The sequence below is a fragment of the Rossellomorea aquimaris genome, assembly GCF_008180865.1.
GTDB lineage: Bacteria > Bacillota > Bacilli > Bacillales > Bacillaceae_B > Rossellomorea > Rossellomorea yichunensis.
The window spans coordinates 570,802-590,611 of sequence record NZ_VTEX01000001.1; the positions used below are offsets into that span (position 1 = coordinate 570,802).

General features: G+C 41.0%; 19 protein-coding genes. All 19 read left to right on the plus strand.

Features of this window, described 5'->3' with window-relative positions; translation table 11 throughout:
* Window positions 1–3 precede the first annotated feature (3 nt).
* The 19 genes from smc to topA all read left to right on the plus strand — a co-directional run bounded on the left by smc (window position 4) and on the right by topA (window position 19,778).
* Window positions 4–3,570 (plus strand): chromosome segregation protein SMC, encoded by a 3,567-nt coding sequence (gene smc / locus FZC88_RS02890; RefSeq protein ID WP_148993587.1) that lies wholly within the window; start codon window positions 4–6, stop codon window positions 3,568–3,570.
* 18 nt (window positions 3,571–3,588) lie between these two features.
* Window positions 3,589–4,578, plus strand: coding sequence for a signal recognition particle-docking protein FtsY (gene ftsY / locus FZC88_RS02895; protein WP_148993588.1), 990 nt, complete (start codon window positions 3,589–3,591; stop codon window positions 4,576–4,578).
* Window positions 4,579–4,761: 183 nt separating this feature from the next.
* Window positions 4,762–5,094: a putative DNA-binding protein gene (locus FZC88_RS02900; protein ID WP_148993589.1), complete on the plus strand. Its 333-nt coding sequence runs from the start codon at window positions 4,762–4,764 to the stop codon at window positions 5,092–5,094.
* A gap of 12 nt (window positions 5,095–5,106) precedes the next feature.
* Entirely contained in the window at window positions 5,107–6,450 is a 1,344-nt protein-coding gene (ffh, locus tag FZC88_RS02905; RefSeq protein WP_148993590.1) for a signal recognition particle protein, read from the plus strand.
* Window positions 6,451–6,568: 118 nt separating this feature from the next.
* A complete protein-coding gene (gene rpsP, locus FZC88_RS02910) occupies window positions 6,569–6,841 on the plus strand; it encodes a 30S ribosomal protein S16 (RefSeq protein ID WP_032088859.1) in 273 nt (90 codons plus the stop codon).
* Window positions 6,842–6,853: 12 nt separating this feature from the next.
* Entirely contained in the window at window positions 6,854–7,087 is a 234-nt protein-coding gene (locus FZC88_RS02915; RefSeq protein WP_148993591.1) for a KH domain-containing protein, read from the plus strand.
* Between the two features lie 238 nt (window positions 7,088–7,325).
* Window positions 7,326–7,712: a YlqD family protein gene (locus tag FZC88_RS02920; protein WP_148968717.1), complete on the plus strand. Its 387-nt coding sequence runs from the start codon at window positions 7,326–7,328 to the stop codon at window positions 7,710–7,712.
* A 17-nt stretch (window positions 7,713–7,729) separates the two neighbouring features.
* On the plus strand, window positions 7,730–8,248 hold the full coding sequence (rimM, locus tag FZC88_RS02925) for a ribosome maturation factor RimM (protein ID WP_148993592.1): 519 nt from the start codon (window positions 7,730–7,732) through the stop codon (window positions 8,246–8,248).
* Complete coding sequence (gene trmD, locus FZC88_RS02930; RefSeq protein ID WP_187443537.1) at window positions 8,248–8,982, plus strand: tRNA (guanosine(37)-N1)-methyltransferase TrmD; 735 nt, start codon at window positions 8,248–8,250, stop codon at window positions 8,980–8,982. The genes rimM and trmD overlap by 1 nt, the downstream gene beginning before the upstream one ends.
* 136 nt (window positions 8,983–9,118) lie before the next feature.
* Window positions 9,119–9,463 carry a 50S ribosomal protein L19 gene (rplS, locus tag FZC88_RS02935; protein ID WP_032088854.1) on the plus strand — a complete coding sequence of 115 codons (345 nt, stop codon included), beginning with the start codon at window positions 9,119–9,121 and terminating at the stop codon, window positions 9,461–9,463.
* A gap of 186 nt (window positions 9,464–9,649) precedes the next feature.
* A complete protein-coding gene (gene lepB / locus FZC88_RS02940) occupies window positions 9,650–10,189 on the plus strand; it encodes a signal peptidase I (RefSeq protein ID WP_148993594.1) in 540 nt (179 codons plus the stop codon).
* 28 nt (window positions 10,190–10,217) lie between these two features.
* Window positions 10,218–11,084: a ribosome biogenesis GTPase YlqF gene (gene ylqF / locus FZC88_RS02945; RefSeq protein WP_148968721.1), complete on the plus strand. Its 867-nt coding sequence runs from the start codon at window positions 10,218–10,220 to the stop codon at window positions 11,082–11,084.
* Between the two features lie 101 nt (window positions 11,085–11,185).
* Window positions 11,186–11,941 (plus strand): ribonuclease HII, encoded by a 756-nt coding sequence (locus FZC88_RS02950; RefSeq protein WP_148994266.1) that lies wholly within the window; start codon window positions 11,186–11,188, stop codon window positions 11,939–11,941.
* A gap of 68 nt (window positions 11,942–12,009) precedes the next feature.
* Complete coding sequence (locus FZC88_RS02955) at window positions 12,010–13,836, plus strand: hypothetical protein (protein WP_148993595.1); 1,827 nt, start codon at window positions 12,010–12,012, stop codon at window positions 13,834–13,836.
* Entirely contained in the window at window positions 13,833–14,114 is a 282-nt protein-coding gene (locus FZC88_RS02960) for an EscU/YscU/HrcU family type III secretion system export apparatus switch protein (protein ID WP_148993596.1), read from the plus strand. Before FZC88_RS02955 ends, FZC88_RS02960 begins: the two co-directional genes overlap by 4 nt.
* Window positions 14,115–14,367: 253 nt before the next feature.
* Window positions 14,368–15,528, plus strand: coding sequence for an ADP-forming succinate--CoA ligase subunit beta (gene sucC / locus FZC88_RS02965; protein ID WP_148968724.1), 1,161 nt, complete (start codon window positions 14,368–14,370; stop codon window positions 15,526–15,528).
* 16 nt (window positions 15,529–15,544) lie between these two features.
* A complete protein-coding gene (gene sucD, locus FZC88_RS02970) occupies window positions 15,545–16,447 on the plus strand; it encodes a succinate--CoA ligase subunit alpha (RefSeq protein WP_148993597.1) in 903 nt (300 codons plus the stop codon).
* A gap of 79 nt (window positions 16,448–16,526) precedes the next feature.
* Window positions 16,527–17,402 (plus strand): DNA-processing protein DprA, encoded by an 876-nt coding sequence (gene dprA / locus FZC88_RS02975; RefSeq protein WP_148993598.1) that lies wholly within the window; start codon window positions 16,527–16,529, stop codon window positions 17,400–17,402.
* A 300-nt stretch (window positions 17,403–17,702) separates the two neighbouring features.
* On the plus strand, window positions 17,703–19,778 hold the full coding sequence (gene topA / locus FZC88_RS02980) for a type I DNA topoisomerase (RefSeq protein WP_148993599.1): 2,076 nt from the start codon (window positions 17,703–17,705) through the stop codon (window positions 19,776–19,778).
* The last annotated feature ends 32 nt before the right edge of the window (window positions 19,779–19,810 follow it).

Genomic DNA, 19,810 nt, shown 5'->3' on the forward strand with positions numbered 1-19,810 from the left:
AAGATGTTCCTCAAACAACTAGAAGTAATGGGGTTTAAATCTTTTGCAGAAAGAATATCCGTGGAATTTGTCCCGGGTGTTACAGCTGTTGTGGGACCAAACGGCAGTGGGAAGAGCAATATTATAGACGCGATTCGCTGGGTACTGGGTGAGCAATCAGCGAAAAGTCTTCGCGGATCAAAAATGGAAGATGTTATATTTGCCGGTAGTGATTCAAGAAAAGCCCTTAACATAGCAGAGGTAACTCTTGTCTTGGATAATGAAGACGGTACCCTTCCAATCGATTACAGTGAAATCAGTGTTACAAGACGAGTGTTTCGCTCCGGAGATAGTGAGTATTTACTTAATAAACAACCTTGTCGATTGAAAGACATCATCGAATTATTTATGGATTCAGGTTTAGGGAAAGAAGCGTTCTCTATTATCAGTCAAGGGAAAGTGGAGGAAATCCTAAATAGTAAGCCTGAAGAACGAAGAACCATCTTTGAAGAGGCTGCCGGGGTATTAAAGTATAAAACACGTAAGAAAAAGGCGGAGAATAAGTTATTTGAAACACAGGAAAATCTTAATCGTGTGAATGACATTCTTCATGAGTTGGAAGGGCAGGTGGAACCCCTTAAAATTCAAGCTTCGATGGCACGTGATTATTTGGAGAAAAAAGAAGAGTTGGAGAAGTTCGAGGTCGCATTGACGGTCTATGATATTGAGGATTTACATAAGCAGTGGGAAAAGCTTAGTGAAGAATTTGAACATCATGGAAAAGAGGAACTGGCACTTTCCGCGCGTATACAAAAGAAGGAAGCCGTTCTGACCCAAACCCGTGATAAAATTGCGGCTCTTGATGAATCGATCTCAAATCTTCAGGAAGTGCTCCTGGCTACAAGTGAAGAATTGGAGAAACTCGAGGGTAGGAAACAAGTATTAGTGGAACGGAAGAAAAATTCGTCTTCCAACGAAACTCAATTAAAGCAATCGATAGAAGAAGCAGAAGAACAAATTCAACAACTGACTTCTGAAAAAGAAAAAGCAGAGATGGAATTCAAGTCTATCGATTCAGACGTTAAGGAACTTAAAGAGCTGCTCATTACGAAACAGAATCAATTTAAACATTATAATGAAAATATTGAAGATGTAATAGAATCTTTCAAAAGTGATTACATTGAGAAACTGAATCAGCAGGCGTCAGCCAAAAATGAAATTCAGTACCTTGAGCAGCAGCTGGAGCAGCAATCCAATCGAAGCGGCCGATTAGAAGCAGAAAATGAAAAGTATGTAATTCAGCGTGATGAATTGCATCAGAGTCACAAAGAACTTTCGAAAATGCTGCAGCAGCAAAAAGAGGTAATCGATGAGCACATATTCTTCTATCGTGAAGAACAGCAAAAGCTTGAGTCAGTGAAGGCTAAATATGAAAAGCAAGAAAAGACCCTATATCAAGCCTTCCAATTCCTGCAACAGGCGAAATCCCGGAAAGAAATGCTTGAGGAAATGGAAGATGACTATACAGGTTTCTTCCAGGGTGTGAAAGAAGTACTTAAGGAACGTGACGGTCAGTTAACCGGGGTCCAAGGAGCGGTTGCGGAACTGATAACAGTACCTAAATCATATGAAACGGCTATGGAGACAGCTTTGGCGGCTTCCATGCAGCATATCGTGGTCGATACAGAAGAAGATGGCCGAAAAGCCATTGCTTTCTTAAAGAAGAATCAATACGGCCGTGCTACTTTCTTGCCGATGAACGTGATCAAAGGGAAATCGATCCCTGACAGTCAAAAAAATATGCTGAAGGGTCATTCTTCTTTTATAGGAGTTGGAACTGATCTTCTTAATTATGATGAGCGCTTTCAAATGGTGATTTCTAACCTGGTTGGCAATGTGATCATCACGAAGGATTTAAAGGGAGCAAATGAAATCGCAAAGCTTATACAATATCGTTACCGTCTAGTAACCCTGGACGGAGACGTGGTGAATCCCGGTGGATCCATGTCCGGTGGTACCGTGAAGCAGAAGAAAAATTCGCTTCTCTCCAGAAAAGGTGAGCTTGAAGAAATGAAAGAAAAGCTTACAACGATGGAAAGCCAGACTGAACAGCTTCAATCTCAAGTGAAATCACTGAAAGAAGAAAGCAGCTTCAGAGAGAAGAAGCTGGAAGAAATGAGAGTGAAAGGAGAGCGTTTGCGACTTAAGGAGCAAGAACTTCTTTCCCAACTGCGTGAAAATGAATTATCCCAGCAGAACCTGGATGAAAGGCTTTCCCTATATGATTTGGAGAAAAAAGACTTTACATCGGTTAAAGAGAAGCATGATTCAAGAACGAAGGAATTAAGAGCGTCTCTGGATGAAATTGGAGAAGATATTAAAAGGCTCGATCAAAAGATTAGCGAGCTTACTCTCCAAAAAAATAGTGAACGAACGTCCAAGGATGCTTTATTGAATGAAATCAGTGATATAAAAGCAAACCTCGCCGCACGAAACGAGCAATTGGTTAACAGTCGTAATCAATTAATTCGTGTGCAGGAAACGATCGTCGATACAAACAAGCGGAAGGCGACTTTACAAGATGATTTGGAGTGGCTGCAGACTGAAATGAAGGATAATTTTTCAGGAGAAGAGCAGCTTGGGATGAAGGCTGAAGAGTGTTCGATTCAAAAATCAGAAACTTCAAATTTGATTACTATACGACGGGAAGAGCGCTTAAATCTTCAACATGCGGTTGAAGACGAGGAGCTTGAGTTGAAAGAATTAAAGCGTCAGCATAAAGGTTTGGTAGGAGCATTAAGGGACGAGGAAGTGAAAATCAATCGTCTGGATGTTGAACTGGAAAATCGACTTGATCATTTACGCGATGAGTATATGCTTTCGTTTGAAGCGGCTAAGTCAGACTACCCCTTAACGATTGAGGTCGAAGAAGCGAGAAAGAAAGTGAAACTTGTGAAATTGGCCTTGGAAGAACTGGGAACCGTAAATCTCGGTGCCATTGATGAGTATGAACGAGTGAAGGAAAGATACGAATTTTTAGTAGAGCAGAAGAATGATCTGACGGAAGCGAAGGACACTCTTTACCTGGTCATCAATGAGATGGACACAGAAATGATCAAACGCTTTGATCAAACCTTCACGGCTATTCAAGTGGAATTCGAAGGGGTATTTAGAGCATTGTTTGGAGGGGGAAGAGCGCAGTTGAAGCTGACGGACCCATCTGATCTCCTTCATACGGGGGTTGATATTGTAGCCCAGCCCCCAGGGAAGAAGCTGCAGAACCTTGGGCTGATGTCCGGGGGAGAACGAGCCTTAACGGCCATTGCCCTGCTATTTTCAATCCTCAAGATCAGGCCTGTACCATTCTGTATACTGGATGAGGTAGAGGCAGCTCTTGATGAAGCAAATGTACAGAGGTTCAGTCAATATTTAAAGAAATTCAGTGACGAAACACAATTCATCGTCATTACCCATCGTAAAGGAACAATGGAAGAAGCCCATGTTCTGTACGGTGTAACGATGCAGGAATCTGGTGTGTCCAAGTTAGTATCAGTCAGACTGCAAGAAACAAAGGAATTGATAGAAACTTAATGAGTGGGGTGTGAAAGGTTGAGTTTTTTTAAGAAGCTTAAAGATAAATTTACACAATCGAGTGACAACGTATCAGAGAAATTTAAAGATGGACTAAGTAAAACAAGAAATAACTTTACAACAAAGGTCAATGACCTGGTTGCGAGATACCGCAAAGTGGATGAAGATTTCTTTGAAGAGCTGGAAGAAATCCTGATCGGAGCGGATGTTGGGTTTGATACGGTCATGGAACTGATAGACGAACTAAAGCTAGAAGTGAAGCGAAAGAATATTCAAGACACTGAAGATGTTCAATCAGTCATTTCAGAGAAGCTTGTTGAAATCTACCAAGGAGATCGTGATGAGGACAACAGCCTGAACATTCAGGATGATCAGCTGACGGTTTTGCTGTTTGTCGGAGTGAATGGCGTTGGAAAGACGACGACCATTGGGAAGATGGCTCATATGTTCAAGGAACAAGGTAAGAACGTGGTACTTGCGGCAGGTGATACATTCCGTGCAGGCGCAATCGAACAGCTTGAAGTATGGGGGGAACGTGTAGGAGTTCCAGTCATTAAACAAGCGGCAGGAAGCGACCCGGCAGCGGTTATGTTTGATGCAGTTCAATCAGCAAAAGCAAAAAAAGCGGATATTCTTATTTGTGATACAGCAGGAAGATTACAAAATAAAGTGAATCTGATGAAAGAGCTTGAAAAAGTGAAGCGGGTGATAGAAAGAGAAGTTCCAGGAGCTCCTCATGAAGTTTTACTTGTACTCGACGCGACCACAGGTCAAAATGCCATGGTGCAAGCTAAAACCTTTAAAGAAGCAACGAATGTTTCAGGGATCGTCCTGACGAAGCTGGACGGTACAGCAAAAGGTGGTATTGTCCTTGCGATCAGAAACGAACTTGATATCCCTGTGAAATATGTAGGTCTGGGAGAGAAGATGGACGACCTCCAGCCGTTCGATGCTGAAAAGTATGTATACGGCTTATTCTCTAACCTGGTTGATAAAGAAGAAGAATAGATTTAAGAATCGATAGGGTAGCCTCATGGACGACTTTATAAAGTCGTATTGCAGGTTACTCTTCTTTTGTATGGATACTTAAGGATTTTCTCTATGAAAAATCCTTAAGTATCCTTGACAAACACCCGTAAACGCTGTATTCTTCATATGTAAAGGTTTTTCACTTAACAAGGAGGGATATCCGTGCTGGAGAAAACGACCAGAATGAATTATCTCTACGATTTTTATCAATCTTTGTTAACTCCTAAGCAGAGAAGCTATATGTCCCTTTATTATTTGGATGATTTCTCTTTAGGAGAAATCGCTGAAGAGTATAATGTTAGTCGACAAGCAGTGTATGATAACATTAAACGAACAGAGGCCATGATCGAGGAGTACGAAGAAAAGCTTTTATTATTTAAAAAATTTCAAGAACGCAACGAGATTCTTGAACAACTCAGGCAAAAAATAGGAGAATCATCAATTGATTCTGCTTATTGTTTAAAACTCATTGATGATCTTGAAATATTGGATTAGGAGGCGGCATGAATGGCATTTGAAGGATTAGCCGACCGACTGCAAGGTACAATACAAAAAATCCGTGGAAAAGGAAAGATTTCAGAAGCGGATGTTAAAGAGATGATGCGTGAAGTTCGTCTTGCTCTTTTGGAAGCGGACGTTAATTTTAAAGTGGTGAAGCAATTCGTCAAGAAAGTAAGTGAACGGGCTGTCGGACAAGAAGTCATGAAGAGTCTTACACCGGGACAACAGGTCATTAAGGTTGTTCAGGAAGAGCTTACAAATCTGATGGGTGGCGAACAAAGTCAGATTGCCGTCGCTAAACGTCCCCCAACTGTCATTATGATGGTTGGTTTACAAGGTGCAGGTAAAACGACGACCACTGGAAAGCTTGCGAACCTGCTTCGAAAGAAACATAACCGCAAACCACTATTAGTGGCTGCTGATATTTACCGTCCCGCTGCCATCAAGCAGTTAGAAACCATCGGGAAACAATTAAGCCTGCCTGTGTTTTCACTGGGAGATCAGGTGAGTCCTGTTGAGATTGCGAAAAAGGCCATCGAAAAGGCAAAAGAAGAACATCACGATTATGTTCTGATTGATACAGCAGGCCGACTTCACATTGATGAAAACCTGATGGGAGAGCTAAAAGAAATTAAAGAACTCTCAAATCCAGATGAGATATTCCTCGTAGTGGATGCCATGACAGGTCAAGATGCGGTTAATGTTGCGCAAAGCTTTAATGAAGACCTTGGCATAACGGGTGTTGTGCTGACAAAACTTGATGGTGATACACGAGGCGGGGCCGCACTATCAATCCGTTCCGTCACTGAAAAACCGATTAAATTTGTTGGGATGGGTGAAAAGATGGATGCGTTAGAAGCATTCCATCCTGAGCGCATGGCATCACGAATCCTCGGTATGGGAGATGTTCTTTCCCTAATCGAGAAAGCTCAGGCCAATGTTGATGAAGAGAAGGCCAAAGAACTTGAACAAAAAATGCGTACCATGTCTTTCACTTTTGATGATTTCCTGGAGCAATTAGGTCAAGTGAGGCAAATGGGCCCACTCGATGAGTTACTGAAAATGATGCCTGGAGCAAACAAAATGAAGGGCTTGGATAAGATTCAAGTCGATGACAAGCAGATCAGTCATGTTGAGGCAATCATCCAATCGATGACGAAGGATGAGAAAATTCATCCGGAAACCATCAATGCTTCACGTCGTAAAAGAATTGCGAAGGGGAGCGGAACATCCATTCAAGAGGTAAACCGACTTCTCAAACAATTCGAGGACATGAAGAAAATGATGAAACAAATGAGCGGCATGCAAGGAAAAGGTAAGAAAAAAGGGATGAAATTCCCATTTATGTAAGCAATTCATTCAATTTTTTTCATGAAAAATTGAACTGTTAAGAAAAAACACTTTACAAACAAAATACACATTTGATATTATACTAACTTGTGTGAAACTATTCGGAGGTGCTTTAATTATGGCAGTAAAAATCAGATTAAAACGTATGGGAGCAAAAAAATCTCCTTTCTATCGTATCGTAGTTGCAGATTCTCGTTCACCACGTGATGGACGTCAAATCGAAACAGTTGGAACTTACAACCCGGTTGCTAAACCAGCTGAAGTGAAAATCGATGAAGAGTTGGCTCTTAAATGGTTATCTAATGGTGCTAAACCATCTGACACAGTTCGTAACCTATTCTCAAAACAAGGCATTATGGAAAAATTCCACAATGCTAAAAACAGCAAGTAATCGATTAGATCGATGAAAGATCTTATTCTAACGATTGTGAAACCCTTAGTTGACCATCCGGACTCAGTCCACATCGAAACCGATGAGGGAGCGAACGGCATAACCTATAAGTTATCTGTCCATCCTGAAGACATGGGGAAGGTCATTGGGAAACAAGGGAGAGTAGCTAAATCGATTCGAACTGTGGTATACGCTGCAGCAGGATCTTCACAACAGAAGAAAATCTTCTTAGAGATAGTGGAGTAAGGAAGCCGACATTTGGCTCTTTACACGAAAGGGTCCTATGACCTTGAACACCGACTCTATTGAATCAGGGGACTGACCCACAAAGGTTACTATATAGCCTTAAGACGTCAGTCCCCTTTTTCATAGGCTTATGCTGCATAATTTAAGGAAGACCTGCACAATCCAACACTCCCCCAAGAGAACACCCTAAGGATTTAGTACGACAGCGTGGGGTGAATAGAAGGAGGAGGAAGAACTTTTGAATGTGATACATACGATTACGATTAAACAGGTGTTAACAGAAAAGAGTAAGGATCTGTTAATGAAACGATATGAAAATCAAAAGTTTCATTTAGCTAAGGAAAGCGATCAGTTACAGTTCGAAATGAAAAAGATTGAACGTGGTAAGAAATATCCGTCCCATAAATTAAATCAGCACTTCGAAAGAGAATTGAACGAGCGGGCTGAAAAGATCAAGCTTTTGGATTTCCAAATCGAGCAGTTAAATATTCTTCCTATTGGAAGCGAGCTAAAGGAAAAAGAAGTCCAGGGTATGATTGACATACAAGTTGGTGACAATTGGGAAGAAGAAGCACTTTCTAAGACAATTATAATTGAAGATGGTATTGTGAAAGAAATTCGTTGATGCAAGAGGTGAAAGCGATGGAAAAGTGGTTTAATGTAGGTAAGATTGTCAATACTCATGGAGTTAAAGGTGAATTAAAGATCGTTTCTACGACAGATTTTCCTGAGGAGCGATATCAAATAGGGAACACACTATACTTGTTTCAAGGTAAAAACCAAGAACCGATCAGTCTCGTGATCAAATCTCATCGAAATCATAAGAGCTTTGATTTATTGACCTTCGAGGGGTATGAAAATATCAATGAGGTTGAGAAGTTTAAAGAAGGAATCCTGAAGGTACAGGAAGACCAATTGCAGGAACTCGAAGAAGGAGAATACTATTTCCACGAAATCGTTGGCTGTAAGGTCTTAACAACTGCCGGGGAAGAGCTTGGAACCATAACAGAGATTCTAAGCCCGGGAGCGAACGACGTTTGGGTTGTGAAGGGTCAAAGAGGCAAAGAATACCTTATTCCTTACATAGAGGATATCGTGAAGACGATCGACATAGAGGAACAGCTTGTTACGATTGAACCGATGGAAGGCCTGTTGTCATGATGAGAATTGATGTCCTGTCTCTATTCCCATCTATGTTCGAGGGGATCTTTGGTGAATCGATTCTTAAGAAAGCATACGAAAAAGAAGCCGTAAGCTACAATGTGATTAACTTCAGGGAATACGCTGATAACAAACATAATCAAGTTGATGATTATCCTTACGGTGGAGGAGCCGGAATGGTATTAAAGCCACAGCCTATCTTTGATGCAGTTGATGCATTAAAGAAAGAGCAACAATCAAAGCCGAGGGTCATCCTCATGTGTCCGCAAGGGGAACGCTATACACAGCAAAAGGCAGAGGAACTTGCTAAGGAAGAGCATCTCGTGTTTATATGCGGTCATTATGAAGGTTACGATGAGCGGATCAGGGAGCATGTTGTAACGGACGAAATATCAATTGGAGACTATGTATTGACTGGTGGGGAACTTGGCGCCATGGTTGTCATCGATAGTGTAGTTCGCCTGCTTCCTGGAGTGCTTGGAAATGAAGATTCGCCTATTCAGGATTCGTTCTCATCAGGACTCCTTGAGCATCCCCATTATACCCGGCCATCGGACTTTAGGGGGTTGAAGGTACCAGATGAGCTGATCTCAGGGAACCATCGTCTGATAGATGAATGGAGAGAGAAAGAGAGTCTGAGAAGAACCTTTGAAAGAAGACCGGACCTATTAGAAAGATATTCACTCACAGATCGGCAAAAGGCCTGGATAGAGGATTGGAGAAAGTCTAAATAAGCTATTGCATCCTGGTTGCCTGTGTGATATTATATTCTTTGTGGCTTGAGGGGATATCCCCTGTTGTCATTGATCCCGATGTTCCGCTGCAATCTATCGCTTTTGTAAGAGCATCTGTTGGAAGGAGTTGAAAAAGATGCACAAATTAATCGAAGATATTACGAAAGAACAACTTCGCTCTGATCTACCATCTTTCCGTCCTGGTGATACAGTACGTGTACACGTTAACATCGTTGAGGGTACTCGTGAACGTATTCAGGTATACGAAGGAGTAGTAATCAAACGCCGCGGTGGCGGTATCAGCGAAACATTTACTGTTCGTAAAATTTCTTACGGTGTAGGTGTTGAGCGTACTTTCCCAGTACACACACCAAAGATCGCTAAATTAGAAGTTATTCGTCGCGGTAAAGTCCGTCGTGCGAAACTTTATTACCTGCGTAACCTGCGTGGTAAAGCGGCACGTATTAAAGAAATTCGATAAGAACGTAAGAAAAGGAGCTTGGAGACAAGCTCCTTTTCCTTATTGTACAAGATTTGTTGTGTAATAAATGAAACGTCCGCGGAGGACGGCCTGCCTATTTTAATGAAGCCACCTTTTTTTAATGAGAAATACAAGAATTTCTAGTAGAATAGAAAAAGATAGAAAAATACATTGGGTGGTGGAGATGTGGTTAAAGAGAAAAATGAGTGGTGGGAGTGGATGAAGGCACTGTTGATCGCAGTAGGTTTAGCTGCAATTATCAGATTCTTTTTATTTGCACCCATTGTTGTCGATGGATTATCAATGATGCCTACTTTACATAACGGAGATCGAATGATTGTAAGTAAATTAGGGGAGCCGGAGCGATTTGATATCGTCGTTTTCCATGCACCTGAACAAAAAGACTATATTAAACGCGTCATCGGACTCCCGGGGGATAAAGTAGAGTACAAAAATGATACATTATATATTAATGGAAAAGCGTATGCTGAACCATACTTACAAGAGTATAAAGATCAATTAAATGATGGTGTGTTAACAGAAGATTTCACTTTAAATGATATCATTGAAAAAGGCACTGTTCCTGAAGGGGAAATCTTTGTGATGGGGGACAATCGCCGTTTCAGCAAAGATAGTCGTCACATCGGTACAGTTCCAATGGAAGAAGTCATTGGTGATACAAAAGTGATATATTGGCCTGTTAAAGATATAGGTTTCGTGAAATAATAGAAAAAAGTTGTTTGGAGGTGGTCATATGACAATACAATGGTTCCCAGGGCATATGGCTAAAGCTCGTAGACAAGTTACTGAGAAGTTAAAACTTGTAGACATTGTCATTGAATTAGTAGATGCGAGAATACCGTTATCGTCAAGAAATCCAATGATTGAAGAAATTATTGGACAAAAGCCGCGGCTTGTTTTGTTAAATAAAGCAGACATGGCAGATATAAATAGAACGAATCAATGGATTTCTTATTTCAAAGAGCAAGGAATAACAGCTCTTGCTGTAAATGCACAGGCTGGCAAAGGACTTCAAGTCATAGTTCAAGCCGCTAAAGAAATATTAAAAGAAAAGTTCGACCGCATGAAATCACGAGGAATGAGACCCCGTGCCATAAGAGCCATGATTGTCGGTATTCCTAACGTAGGAAAATCCACATTAATCAATCGCCTGGCTAAGAAGAATATAGCGAAAACAGGAAATACTCCTGGAGTGACAAAAGCCCAGCAATGGATCAAAGTAGGAAAAGAGCTTGAACTGCTCGATACGCCGGGAATATTATGGCCCAAGTTTGAAGATCCGCAAGTTGGATATAAGCTGGCATTGACCGGTGCCATTAAAGATACCATCCTGAATTTACAGGATATCGCCGTTTATGGTCTACGATTTCTTGAAGAGCACTATCCAGAGCGATTAGAAGAGCGCTACGGCCTCGAAGAAATACCTGAAGAAGTAGTGGATAGTTTCGATAAAATCGGAGCTAAAAGAGGCTGTCTGATGGCTGGTGGAGAAGTGAATTATGACAAGACATCTGAAATTATCGTACGTGACATTCGAAATGTACAATTAGGACCCATGACGTTTGACATCATTGGTGAGACTGAGCGGGAGAGCGAATAAAAAAAGAGGCTGTAAAAAGAGGGGATCTCTTTTGCGCAGCCTCTTTATTTATGTGAAGTACATCCGATATAAATAGGAGGAGCAATTTGAATACAGTACATATGACCATTAAAGAAATAAGGGAATTCATCAAGTCTGCTTGTGCTCATGATCCGATTCTTGAGGAATTGAAGAAGGACGAAAGAATTGGTGTCCAAAAACTATTAAAACAGATTGAACGCGAGCAGATGAAACGAGAGAAGGAAAGAGAAGAATTTGCCCTCCTTACTCAATATGAAAGAGAAATTCACCAGCAAGGATTCACCCACATTGCAGGAATCGATGAAGTGGGTAGAGGTCCTTTGGCAGGTCCTGTGGTAGCAGCTGCCGTCATTCTGCCCCATGACTTCTATTTGGCGGGATTAAATGATAGCAAGAAGATAACAGAAGCCAAAAGAGAAGATTTCTATGAATACATCATGGAACACGCAATATCTGTTGGGGTAGGAATGGTACATGCGGATGAAATTGATTCCATAAATATTTTTCAGGCTACAAAAAAGGCTATGAGTGAAGCGATCGTCAGCTTGCCGGTTCAACCTGAGTATTTACTGATCGATGCGATGAAAATTCAATCGCCTTTTCCGAGTCAGTCTATCATTAAAGGAGACTCGAAAAGTATATCCATCGCAGCAGCATCCATCATTGCCAAGGTGACACGTGACCGACTGATGAAGGAGTATGCAACCACCTATCCTGGGTATGCGTTTGAGAAGAATGCAGGATATGGAACAAAGGATCACTTAGGCGGGCTGGAGAAATTAGGAGTGACGCCGATTCATCGAAAGAGCTTTGCACCTGTGAAGGAGCTGCTTTAGATTAGCAGCTTGTTGGACTGTAGAAACAATGAATCGATTTTGATTCACAATGAACGGGAGACACGGACATGAGCCATATTCATGGTATTAACAGTAACCAGCCCATTGATCAAAAGCCCTTTTCCATTCAAAGTGGAAAAGTTCTATTTATCAGCGTCCATAAGCTGTTAGGAGAGGACAATGCATTAGTGTCAGCAAATGGTCACCGGTTTATTGCGAAAATGGAAGCGCCAATGGAAGCTGGAGAACGTTATTGGGTAGAAGTGAAACAATCTGAAAGTAGAGTAAGTCTACATCTAATCCCGAACCGTGGGCAGGCTGGATTAGAAATTGGAAAGCATGCATCAGCAAATCTATTACAGCATTTTTCCTTATCAACAAGTGGGAAAGAACTGAACGACTTTGTAATGGAGCTCATGAAAAAAAGCATTCCGATTCATAAAGAGCTGCTATTATTCGGAGAGAAACATTTGAAAGGAAAAGATTCATCAGAAAATGTGAAAACCCTGGTTGAAATGGCTAAGAGGGACATGCCGCTTTCTGACAGGGTCTTTCTCTCGATGAGAGCGGGAACATCAACAGGCAGCCTTTTATCCATGCTAAATGAGCTGGCTTCAAAGTTAAGGGGAACTGGAAGGGATACGGACATACTTCATTTACTTACCGGGATCCAGAAACCGTTGAATAGGCTGGCGTCAGAAAGGCTTGTAATAAATGCACTATCCAGCTTAGTTGATTCGTCCGGAACTTTCTCAAATCGTTTAGGTCATTTCGATCTATTGAAATCACTAGGAGTCTTTCCAAAAGAAATTCCCATGAATCAATGGAGGGAAGGGTTAAAGACAACGGTTCTAGAAGAGGTGAAACAGTCTTCACAAGAACAGTGGGAAAGAAAGATAGAGCTTCTAAGAACCAGATTGGCGGATATTCCAGGTGCAGCACCGGGACAGCTTCGAAATGATCTGGATCAGCTTCTATCTACTAATATCGGCAAGGGTCAGGAATCTCATAAACTATCTGGTACTCAAATCGATAAATGGATTAATATTTTATTGAATTCAGAGACCGTCCTAAATGAAAAAACGGACAAGCCTTCCTTCCTGGCAGCTAAAGAGCTCATGGGAGTGGTCGGGGAGGAAAAGTGGCGGTCCATTGAGATGAACTATATGAGGCTCTTTCAATCTTATGGGAGAGGCGCACCTTCATCGAACATGCAACGGCTATTTCACAAACTGCACCTACAGATAGAACAAGAACTCACTCAGACGATCCGTGGAGAAGAACTGGCAAGGGTGTTGAAGAAAGTAATTGGAACGTTTGGGATTAACTTTGAAGCTCAGTTACAAAAAAACGGACAAGAGCTTCAGCAACATCCAACAATCAAGCAGCATCTCATTGGATTAAGTCAAAATCACCCACTCGCAGATATTCGAATGCTAGCCGATGATCTTGTTCTCAAGATGAACCACCAAGTGCTTCAATCACAGGAGAGTTCTCCTTTTCTAACAATCGTACAACAATTCCCTTTTTCTCTATTTGGACAGAGCACCGATATCACCCTTCAATGGACAGGGAAAGAGAAAGAAAAAGAAAAAGGTGTGATTGATGGAGACTACTGCCGGGTTTTATTTTTATTAGAGCTGGATATCATGAAAGAGACATTAATCGATATGCAGGTTCAAAACCGAGTGGTCTCCTTGACTATCTGGAATGACCACCCAAACGCCGAGAGAATGTCCAGATCATTTATTCCTGGATTAAAAGAAGGTCTGGAAAAGCTGGACTATCAATTATCCATGATAAAGGTGAAAGCTCCGGATAAGCAAGTTGAGCTTTCTGATAAAATCAATGCAGAACGCTTAAAAATGTTTTCGGGAGTTGATTTAAAGATATGAAAAACCCTCATGAGAGAAAAGAAGCGATTGCTTTAGGCTACAATCAAAATAGTGAATCAGCTCCAAAGGTCCTTGCTAAAGGGAAGGGAATCATTGCTGATAACATCTTGGCTCAAGCAAAAGACCATCAAATACCGGTACAAGAAGATAAGAGCTTACTTTCTCTTCTTGGGAACCTGGATGTAGGAGAATCAATACCTGAAGAATTATATGGCGCTGTAGCGGAGGTTTTTGCTTTTATCTACCGATTAGATCGGGATATAGAGGGAAAGGGATAATTTCTTTCTAATATACACCAAGTCACAAAACGGCATGGCACGGATTAGAATAGTAAATTATATTTTTTAAGAATAATAATTTCAAGGATAATCCCTTCAAGAACAATGGAACATATGGAGTAATTCTACTATTTTAAGTTCAGAATTTTAAAATTAATATAATATTTTTAGCATAATGGTAGACAGATATACTGTCATTTTATACAATGAAAGCGCAGTCTATTTTTTGAAGAGTTTGATAGGAGGATGGAAAATGAATATCCATGAATATCAAGGTAAAGAAATCCTCAGAAATTACGGGGTATCCGTACCAAATGGTAAAGTGGCTTTTACAGCTGAAGAGGCAGTAGAAGCGGCGAAGACATTAGATTCCAGCGTGTATGTAGTGAAAGCTCAAATCCATGCAGGTGGTCGAGGTAAAGCTGGCGGAGTTAAAATCGCTAAAAGCCTGGACGAAGTGCGTACATATGCAGATGAGTTAATCGGTAAAACTTTAGTAACTCACCAAACAGGTCCTGAAGGTAAGGAAGTAAAGCGCTTACTTATTGAAGAAGGCTGTGATATTAAGAAAGAATATTACGTAGGTCTGGTACTCGACCGCGCGACTTCCCAAGTTGTCCTGATGGCTTCTGAAGAAGGCGGAACAGAAATCGAAGAAGTAGCAGAAGAAACACCGGAAAAAATCTTTAAAGAATATATTGATCCAGTTGTTGGATTGACAGGTTTCCAAGCGAGACGTATTGCATTCAATATCAATATCCCTCAAAAACTTGTTGGAAAAGCAGCTAAGTTCATGATGGGTCTTTACAACGTGTACGTCCAAAAGGATGCTTCTATTGTTGAAATCAATCCTTTAGTTGTAACAGGTGATGGAGACGTAATGGCATTGGATGCGAAGTTCAACTTCGATTCAAATGCATTATACCGTCAAAAAGATGTGATTGAATTACGAGATCTTGAAGAAGAAGATGCAAAAGAAATCGAAGCTTCTAAATATGACCTAAGCTACATTTCCCTGGACGGAAATATCGGTTGTATGGTTAACGGAGCCGGTCTTGCCATGGCAACGATGGACATCGTAAAGCATTACGGCGGAGATCCCGCTAACTTCCTTGATGTTGGGGGCGGTGCGACAGCGGAAAAGGTAACAGAAGCATTTAAAATCATTCTTTCTGATGAAAACGTTAAAGGTATATTCGTCAATATCTTCGGTGGAATCATGAAATGTGATGTTATTGCAACAGGCGTTGTAGAAGCAGCTAAGCAAATCGGTCTTCAAGTTCCACTTGTGGTTCGTCTTGAAGGTACAAATGTTGACTTAGGGAAAGAAATCCTTAATAAATCAGGATTGAATATCATCGCAGCTGAATCTATGGCGGACGGCGCACAAAAAATCGTTGAGCAAGTAGGCTGAGAAAGGCGGGGGACTAATGAGCGTATTTATTAATAAAGATACCAAGGTTGTTGTACAAGGGATTACAGGATCAACAGCTCTTTTCCATACGAAGCAAATGCTTGAATACGGTACACAAATCGTGGCAGGTGTAACACCTGGAAAAGGCGGAACTGAGGTTGAAGGCGTACCTGTTTTCAATACAGTTGAAGAAGCAAAGAAAGCAACTGGCGTAAATGCATCCGTCATTTATGTTCCTGCTCAGTTTGCAGCAGATGCAATCATGGAAGCGGTAGATGCCGAGCTTGATTTGGCAATCTGTATTACTGAACATATCCCGGTATTGGATATGGTGAAGGTTAAGCGTTATATGGAAGGCAAAAAAACACGTCTTGTAGGACCGAACTGTCCAGGAGTCATCACTCCTGAAGAGTGTAAAATCGGGATCATGCCTGGTTACATCCATACGAAAGGTCATGTAGGGGTTGTTTCACGCTCTGGTACACTTACGTATGAAGCAGTTCACCAGCTTTCACAAGCGGGAATCGGTCAATCAACGGCAGTCGGTATCGGTGGAGACCCTGTGAACGGAACAGACTTTATCGATGTATTGAAAGCATTCAATGATGATGAAGATACGTATGCCGTCATCATGATCGGTGAAATCGGCGGTACTGCTGAAGAAGAAGCTGCAGAATGGGTTAAAGCCAACATGACTAAGCCTGTAGTAGGATTCATTGGTGGACGTACAGCTCCTCCAGGAAAACGTATGGGCCATGCAGGAGCGATCATTTCAGGTGGTAAAGGGACAGCTGATGAGAAGATTCGCGTTATGAATGAATGCGGAATTCAAGTTGCTCCTACACCTTCAGATATGGGCGAAACATTAATAAAGGTTCTTAAAGAAGAAGGAATCTTAGATAAGTGTAAAACTCATTAATCATGTATTGAGACTGATGGCATTCAAGCTATCAGTCTCAGTTTTATATTCTCTATTAAACATATTCAGGAGGTAATAAATGAAAGAACATCGTCATATTCTATTTCATATTCATCATTGTCGGGGAATTGGATTGAAAGGAACAAAAAGAATACTAGAATCCCTCCAGAAATTACACTCTATCTTTGATTTATCCCCTTCCACTCTTCAACAGATAACCCTTTCTACAGCTGTCAATTCAGAACTCTTCTATAAAGATCTTCATTCATTTAATTCAGACCGATACAAAAAGCTTTATTCGGAAAATGATGTAGACTGGATCACACTTTTGGACGAAGACTACCCTGCTCTGCTAAGAAACGTATTCGATCCCCCCTTTCTTCTCTTCTTAAAAGGAAACGGGAATCTCCTTCATGCTCCAACGAAATTGGCTATTATCGGTTCGAGAAATGCCACCACTTATACAGATGAAATTCTTCGCGATATGATTCCGCAACTGGTGAAGAAAGAGGTAGTCATTGTAAGTGGCCTGGCGCAAGGTGCCGATACGGTGGCTCATAACGAAACGATTCAATCAGGAGGTCAAACGATAGGTGTCCTTGGTGGAGGTTTTAACCACATTTATCCGAAGCAAAATGAAGGACTGGCCCGTTATATGATGAAGCACCAGCTTCTCCTATCTGAATATCCCCCTTATATTAGACCTGAAAAATGGCACTTTCCCTTTAGAAATAGAATCATCAGCGGTCTTTCCAATGCAGTTCTTGTTACGGAAGCAAGAAAAAAGAGCGGAACATTCATCACCGCTGATTATGCATTAAATGAAGGAAGAGAAGTATTGTGTATACCAGGATCCATATATGAGCCGTTAGCAGAAGGAACCAACAGTCTGATCCAGGAAGGTGCAAGGATGGTCTTATCAATAGAAGATATTTTTTCGGAACTGGGAGTATAAATTAGGAAAATATGATATAGAATCTTTTAATAACGTAGGGTTTTTCCCATGATTGATTGAATAATTACAAGTTATTTATACAAAATGGTTGCAATTATTGTGAAACTGTTATACATTTTGCAACAGGTATCTAAAACTATATATAAGAGAAATAAATCGTTAAAAGTAGTGATTATCTACACTGATATCAATTCTATACCTATGTGAATGAAAGTGTAAACGTTTCCGTTTCACTTGGATCATAAACATTCCAAGGTGCTATAAACAGTGATTATTTCCCTCTTTAAGGAGGCTTATTGGATGGCAGATTATTTAGTAATAGTAGAGTCGCCGGCAAAGGCGAAAACAATTGAGCGTTATTTAGGAAAAAAATATAAGGTCAGGGCTTCAATGGGCCACGTCAGAGACTTACCGAAGAGTCAAATGGGCGTAGATGTAGAAAACGAATTTGAACCCAAGTATATAACGATACGCGGTAAAGGCCCTGTATTAAAAGAATTGAAAACCGCAGCAAAAAAAGTCAAAAGAATCTTCCTCGCGGCTGACCCCGACAGAGAAGGAGAAGCCATTGCCTGGCATTTGGCTCACAGCCTGGACATGGATACCACTTCCGACTGTCGTGTGGTATTTAATGAGATTACGAAGGATGCGATTAAAGAGTCTTTTAAGCATCCACGCGCGATCAACATGGATTTAGTCGATGCTCAGCAGGCACGCAGGATTTTAGATCGATTAGTGGGTTACAACATCAGCCCGCTCCTTTGGAAGAAAGTTAAAAAAGGTCTGAGTGCAGGGAGAGTGCAATCCGTCGCACTAAGATTAATTATTGACCGGGAAAATGAAATCAAAGGCTTTACTCCAGAAGAGTACTGGTCAATAGAAGCTGAATTCACTAAAGGGAACGATACATTCCAGGCATCGTTTTACGGAATGGACGGTAAGAAGGTTGAATTGAAGACCGAAGAAGATGTGAAAGAAGTGCTTGGTAAAGTAAAAGGGAAGTCCTTTGAAATTAACAAAGTAACAAAAAAGGAAAGAAAACGAAATCCTGCTCCGCCATTTACCACTTCTTCACTACAACAGGAAGCAGCGAGAAAATTAAATTTCCGTGCAAAGAAAACCATGATGCTTGCCCAACAATTATATGAAGGAATTGAAATGGGGAAAGAAGGCACGGTTGGTTTTATTACTTATATGAGAACCGACTCGACTCGTATTTCTGAAGTGGCTCAAAAAGAAGCGAACGAATACATCGTCAATAAATATGGAAATGATTTTGTTAAACTGTCTGAGCGTAAAGAGAAAAAACAACAAAAATCTCAAGATGCCCACGAGGCCGTCCGTCCAACAAGTACATTAAGGGATCCGGCTTCAGTGAAAGAATTTCTTTCAAGAGATCAATACAGACTTTATAAATTGATTTGGGAACGATTTGTAGCAAGTGAAATGTCCCCGGCAATAATGGATACGATGAGTGTTGATATTGTAAATGGTTCAGTCATGTTTAGAGCAACAGGCTCTAAAGTGAAGTTTCCAGGCTTTATGAAAGTGTATGTTGAAGGATCTGATGATCAGAAAGAAGAAAAAGATAATCTTCTACCAGCCTTGGAAGAAAATGATAAAGTGAAAAGTGAAAGCATCGACCCAAATCAGCACTTCACTCAACCACCACCAAGGTATACAGAAGCAAGGCTCGTTAAGACCCTTGAAGAACTGGGTATTGGCCGGCCTTCCACATATGCCCCGACTCTCGATACAATTCAACGAAGAGGCTATGTAACACTGGATAATAAGCGTTTCATCCCGACTGAACTGGGGGAAATCGTCTTAGAACTGGTGAGAGAGTTCTTCCCGGATATCATTGACGTCGAGTTTACGGCAAACATGGAGCGGAGCTTGGATGATATTGAAGACGGCAATGTGAAGTGGGAAAGAATCATCGACCGCTTTTATCAGGATTTTGAAAAACATTTAGAAAAAGCGGAAAATGAGATGGAAAAAATCGAAATCCGCGATGAACCTGCCGGTGAAGATTGTGAAGAATGCGGACATCCAATGGTATTTAAAATGGGTCGATATGGAAAGTTCATGGCTTGCAGTAATTTTCCTGACTGCAGAAATACTAAGCCGATCGTCAAGGAAATCGGTGTGAAATGTCCAAAATGTGAAAAAGGTAATATCATCGAACGAAAAAGCAAGAAGAAGCGTATTTTCTACGGTTGTGACCAATATCCTGAATGTGACTTCTTATCATGGGATAAGCCGATTGAACGTAAATGTCCGAAGTGCTCAGAATTACTTGTAGAGAAAAAGCTTAAAAAAGGTAATCAAATTCAATGTACGAATTGTGATTATAAAGAAGAACCTCAGAAATAGTGTGAGTTTCCTATTCCTCTGATCAATAAAAA

Excerpts from the sequence above, each read along its gene's own strand:
- smc (WP_148993587.1), top strand. The coding sequence starts at position 4 with ATGTTCCTCAAACAACTAGAAGTAATGGGGTTTAAATCTTTTGCAGAA.
- ffh (WP_148993590.1), top strand. The coding sequence starts at position 5,107 with ATGGCATTTGAAGGATTAGCCGACCGACTGCAAGGTACAATACAAAAA.
- rpsP (WP_032088859.1), top strand. The coding sequence starts at position 6,569 with ATGGCAGTAAAAATCAGATTAAAACGTATGGGAGCAAAAAAATCTCCT.
- FZC88_RS02915 (WP_148993591.1), top strand. The coding sequence starts at position 6,854 with ATGAAAGATCTTATTCTAACGATTGTGAAACCCTTAGTTGACCATCCG.
- rimM (WP_148993592.1), top strand. The coding sequence starts at position 7,730 with ATGGAAAAGTGGTTTAATGTAGGTAAGATTGTCAATACTCATGGAGTT.
- trmD (WP_187443537.1), top strand. The coding sequence starts at position 8,248 with ATGAGAATTGATGTCCTGTCTCTATTCCCATCTATGTTCGAGGGGATC.
- rplS (WP_032088854.1), top strand. The coding sequence starts at position 9,119 with ATGCACAAATTAATCGAAGATATTACGAAAGAACAACTTCGCTCTGAT.
- ylqF (WP_148968721.1), top strand. The coding sequence starts at position 10,218 with ATGACAATACAATGGTTCCCAGGGCATATGGCTAAAGCTCGTAGACAA.
- FZC88_RS02950 (WP_148994266.1), top strand. The coding sequence starts at position 11,186 with ATGACCATTAAAGAAATAAGGGAATTCATCAAGTCTGCTTGTGCTCAT.
- FZC88_RS02955 (WP_148993595.1), top strand. The coding sequence starts at position 12,010 with ATGAGCCATATTCATGGTATTAACAGTAACCAGCCCATTGATCAAAAG.
- FZC88_RS02960 (WP_148993596.1), top strand. The coding sequence starts at position 13,833 with ATGAAAAACCCTCATGAGAGAAAAGAAGCGATTGCTTTAGGCTACAAT.
- sucC (WP_148968724.1), top strand. The coding sequence starts at position 14,368 with ATGAATATCCATGAATATCAAGGTAAAGAAATCCTCAGAAATTACGGG.
- sucD (WP_148993597.1), top strand. The coding sequence starts at position 15,545 with ATGAGCGTATTTATTAATAAAGATACCAAGGTTGTTGTACAAGGGATT.
- dprA (WP_148993598.1), top strand. The coding sequence starts at position 16,527 with ATGAAAGAACATCGTCATATTCTATTTCATATTCATCATTGTCGGGGA.
- topA (WP_148993599.1), top strand. The coding sequence starts at position 17,703 with ATGGCAGATTATTTAGTAATAGTAGAGTCGCCGGCAAAGGCGAAAACA.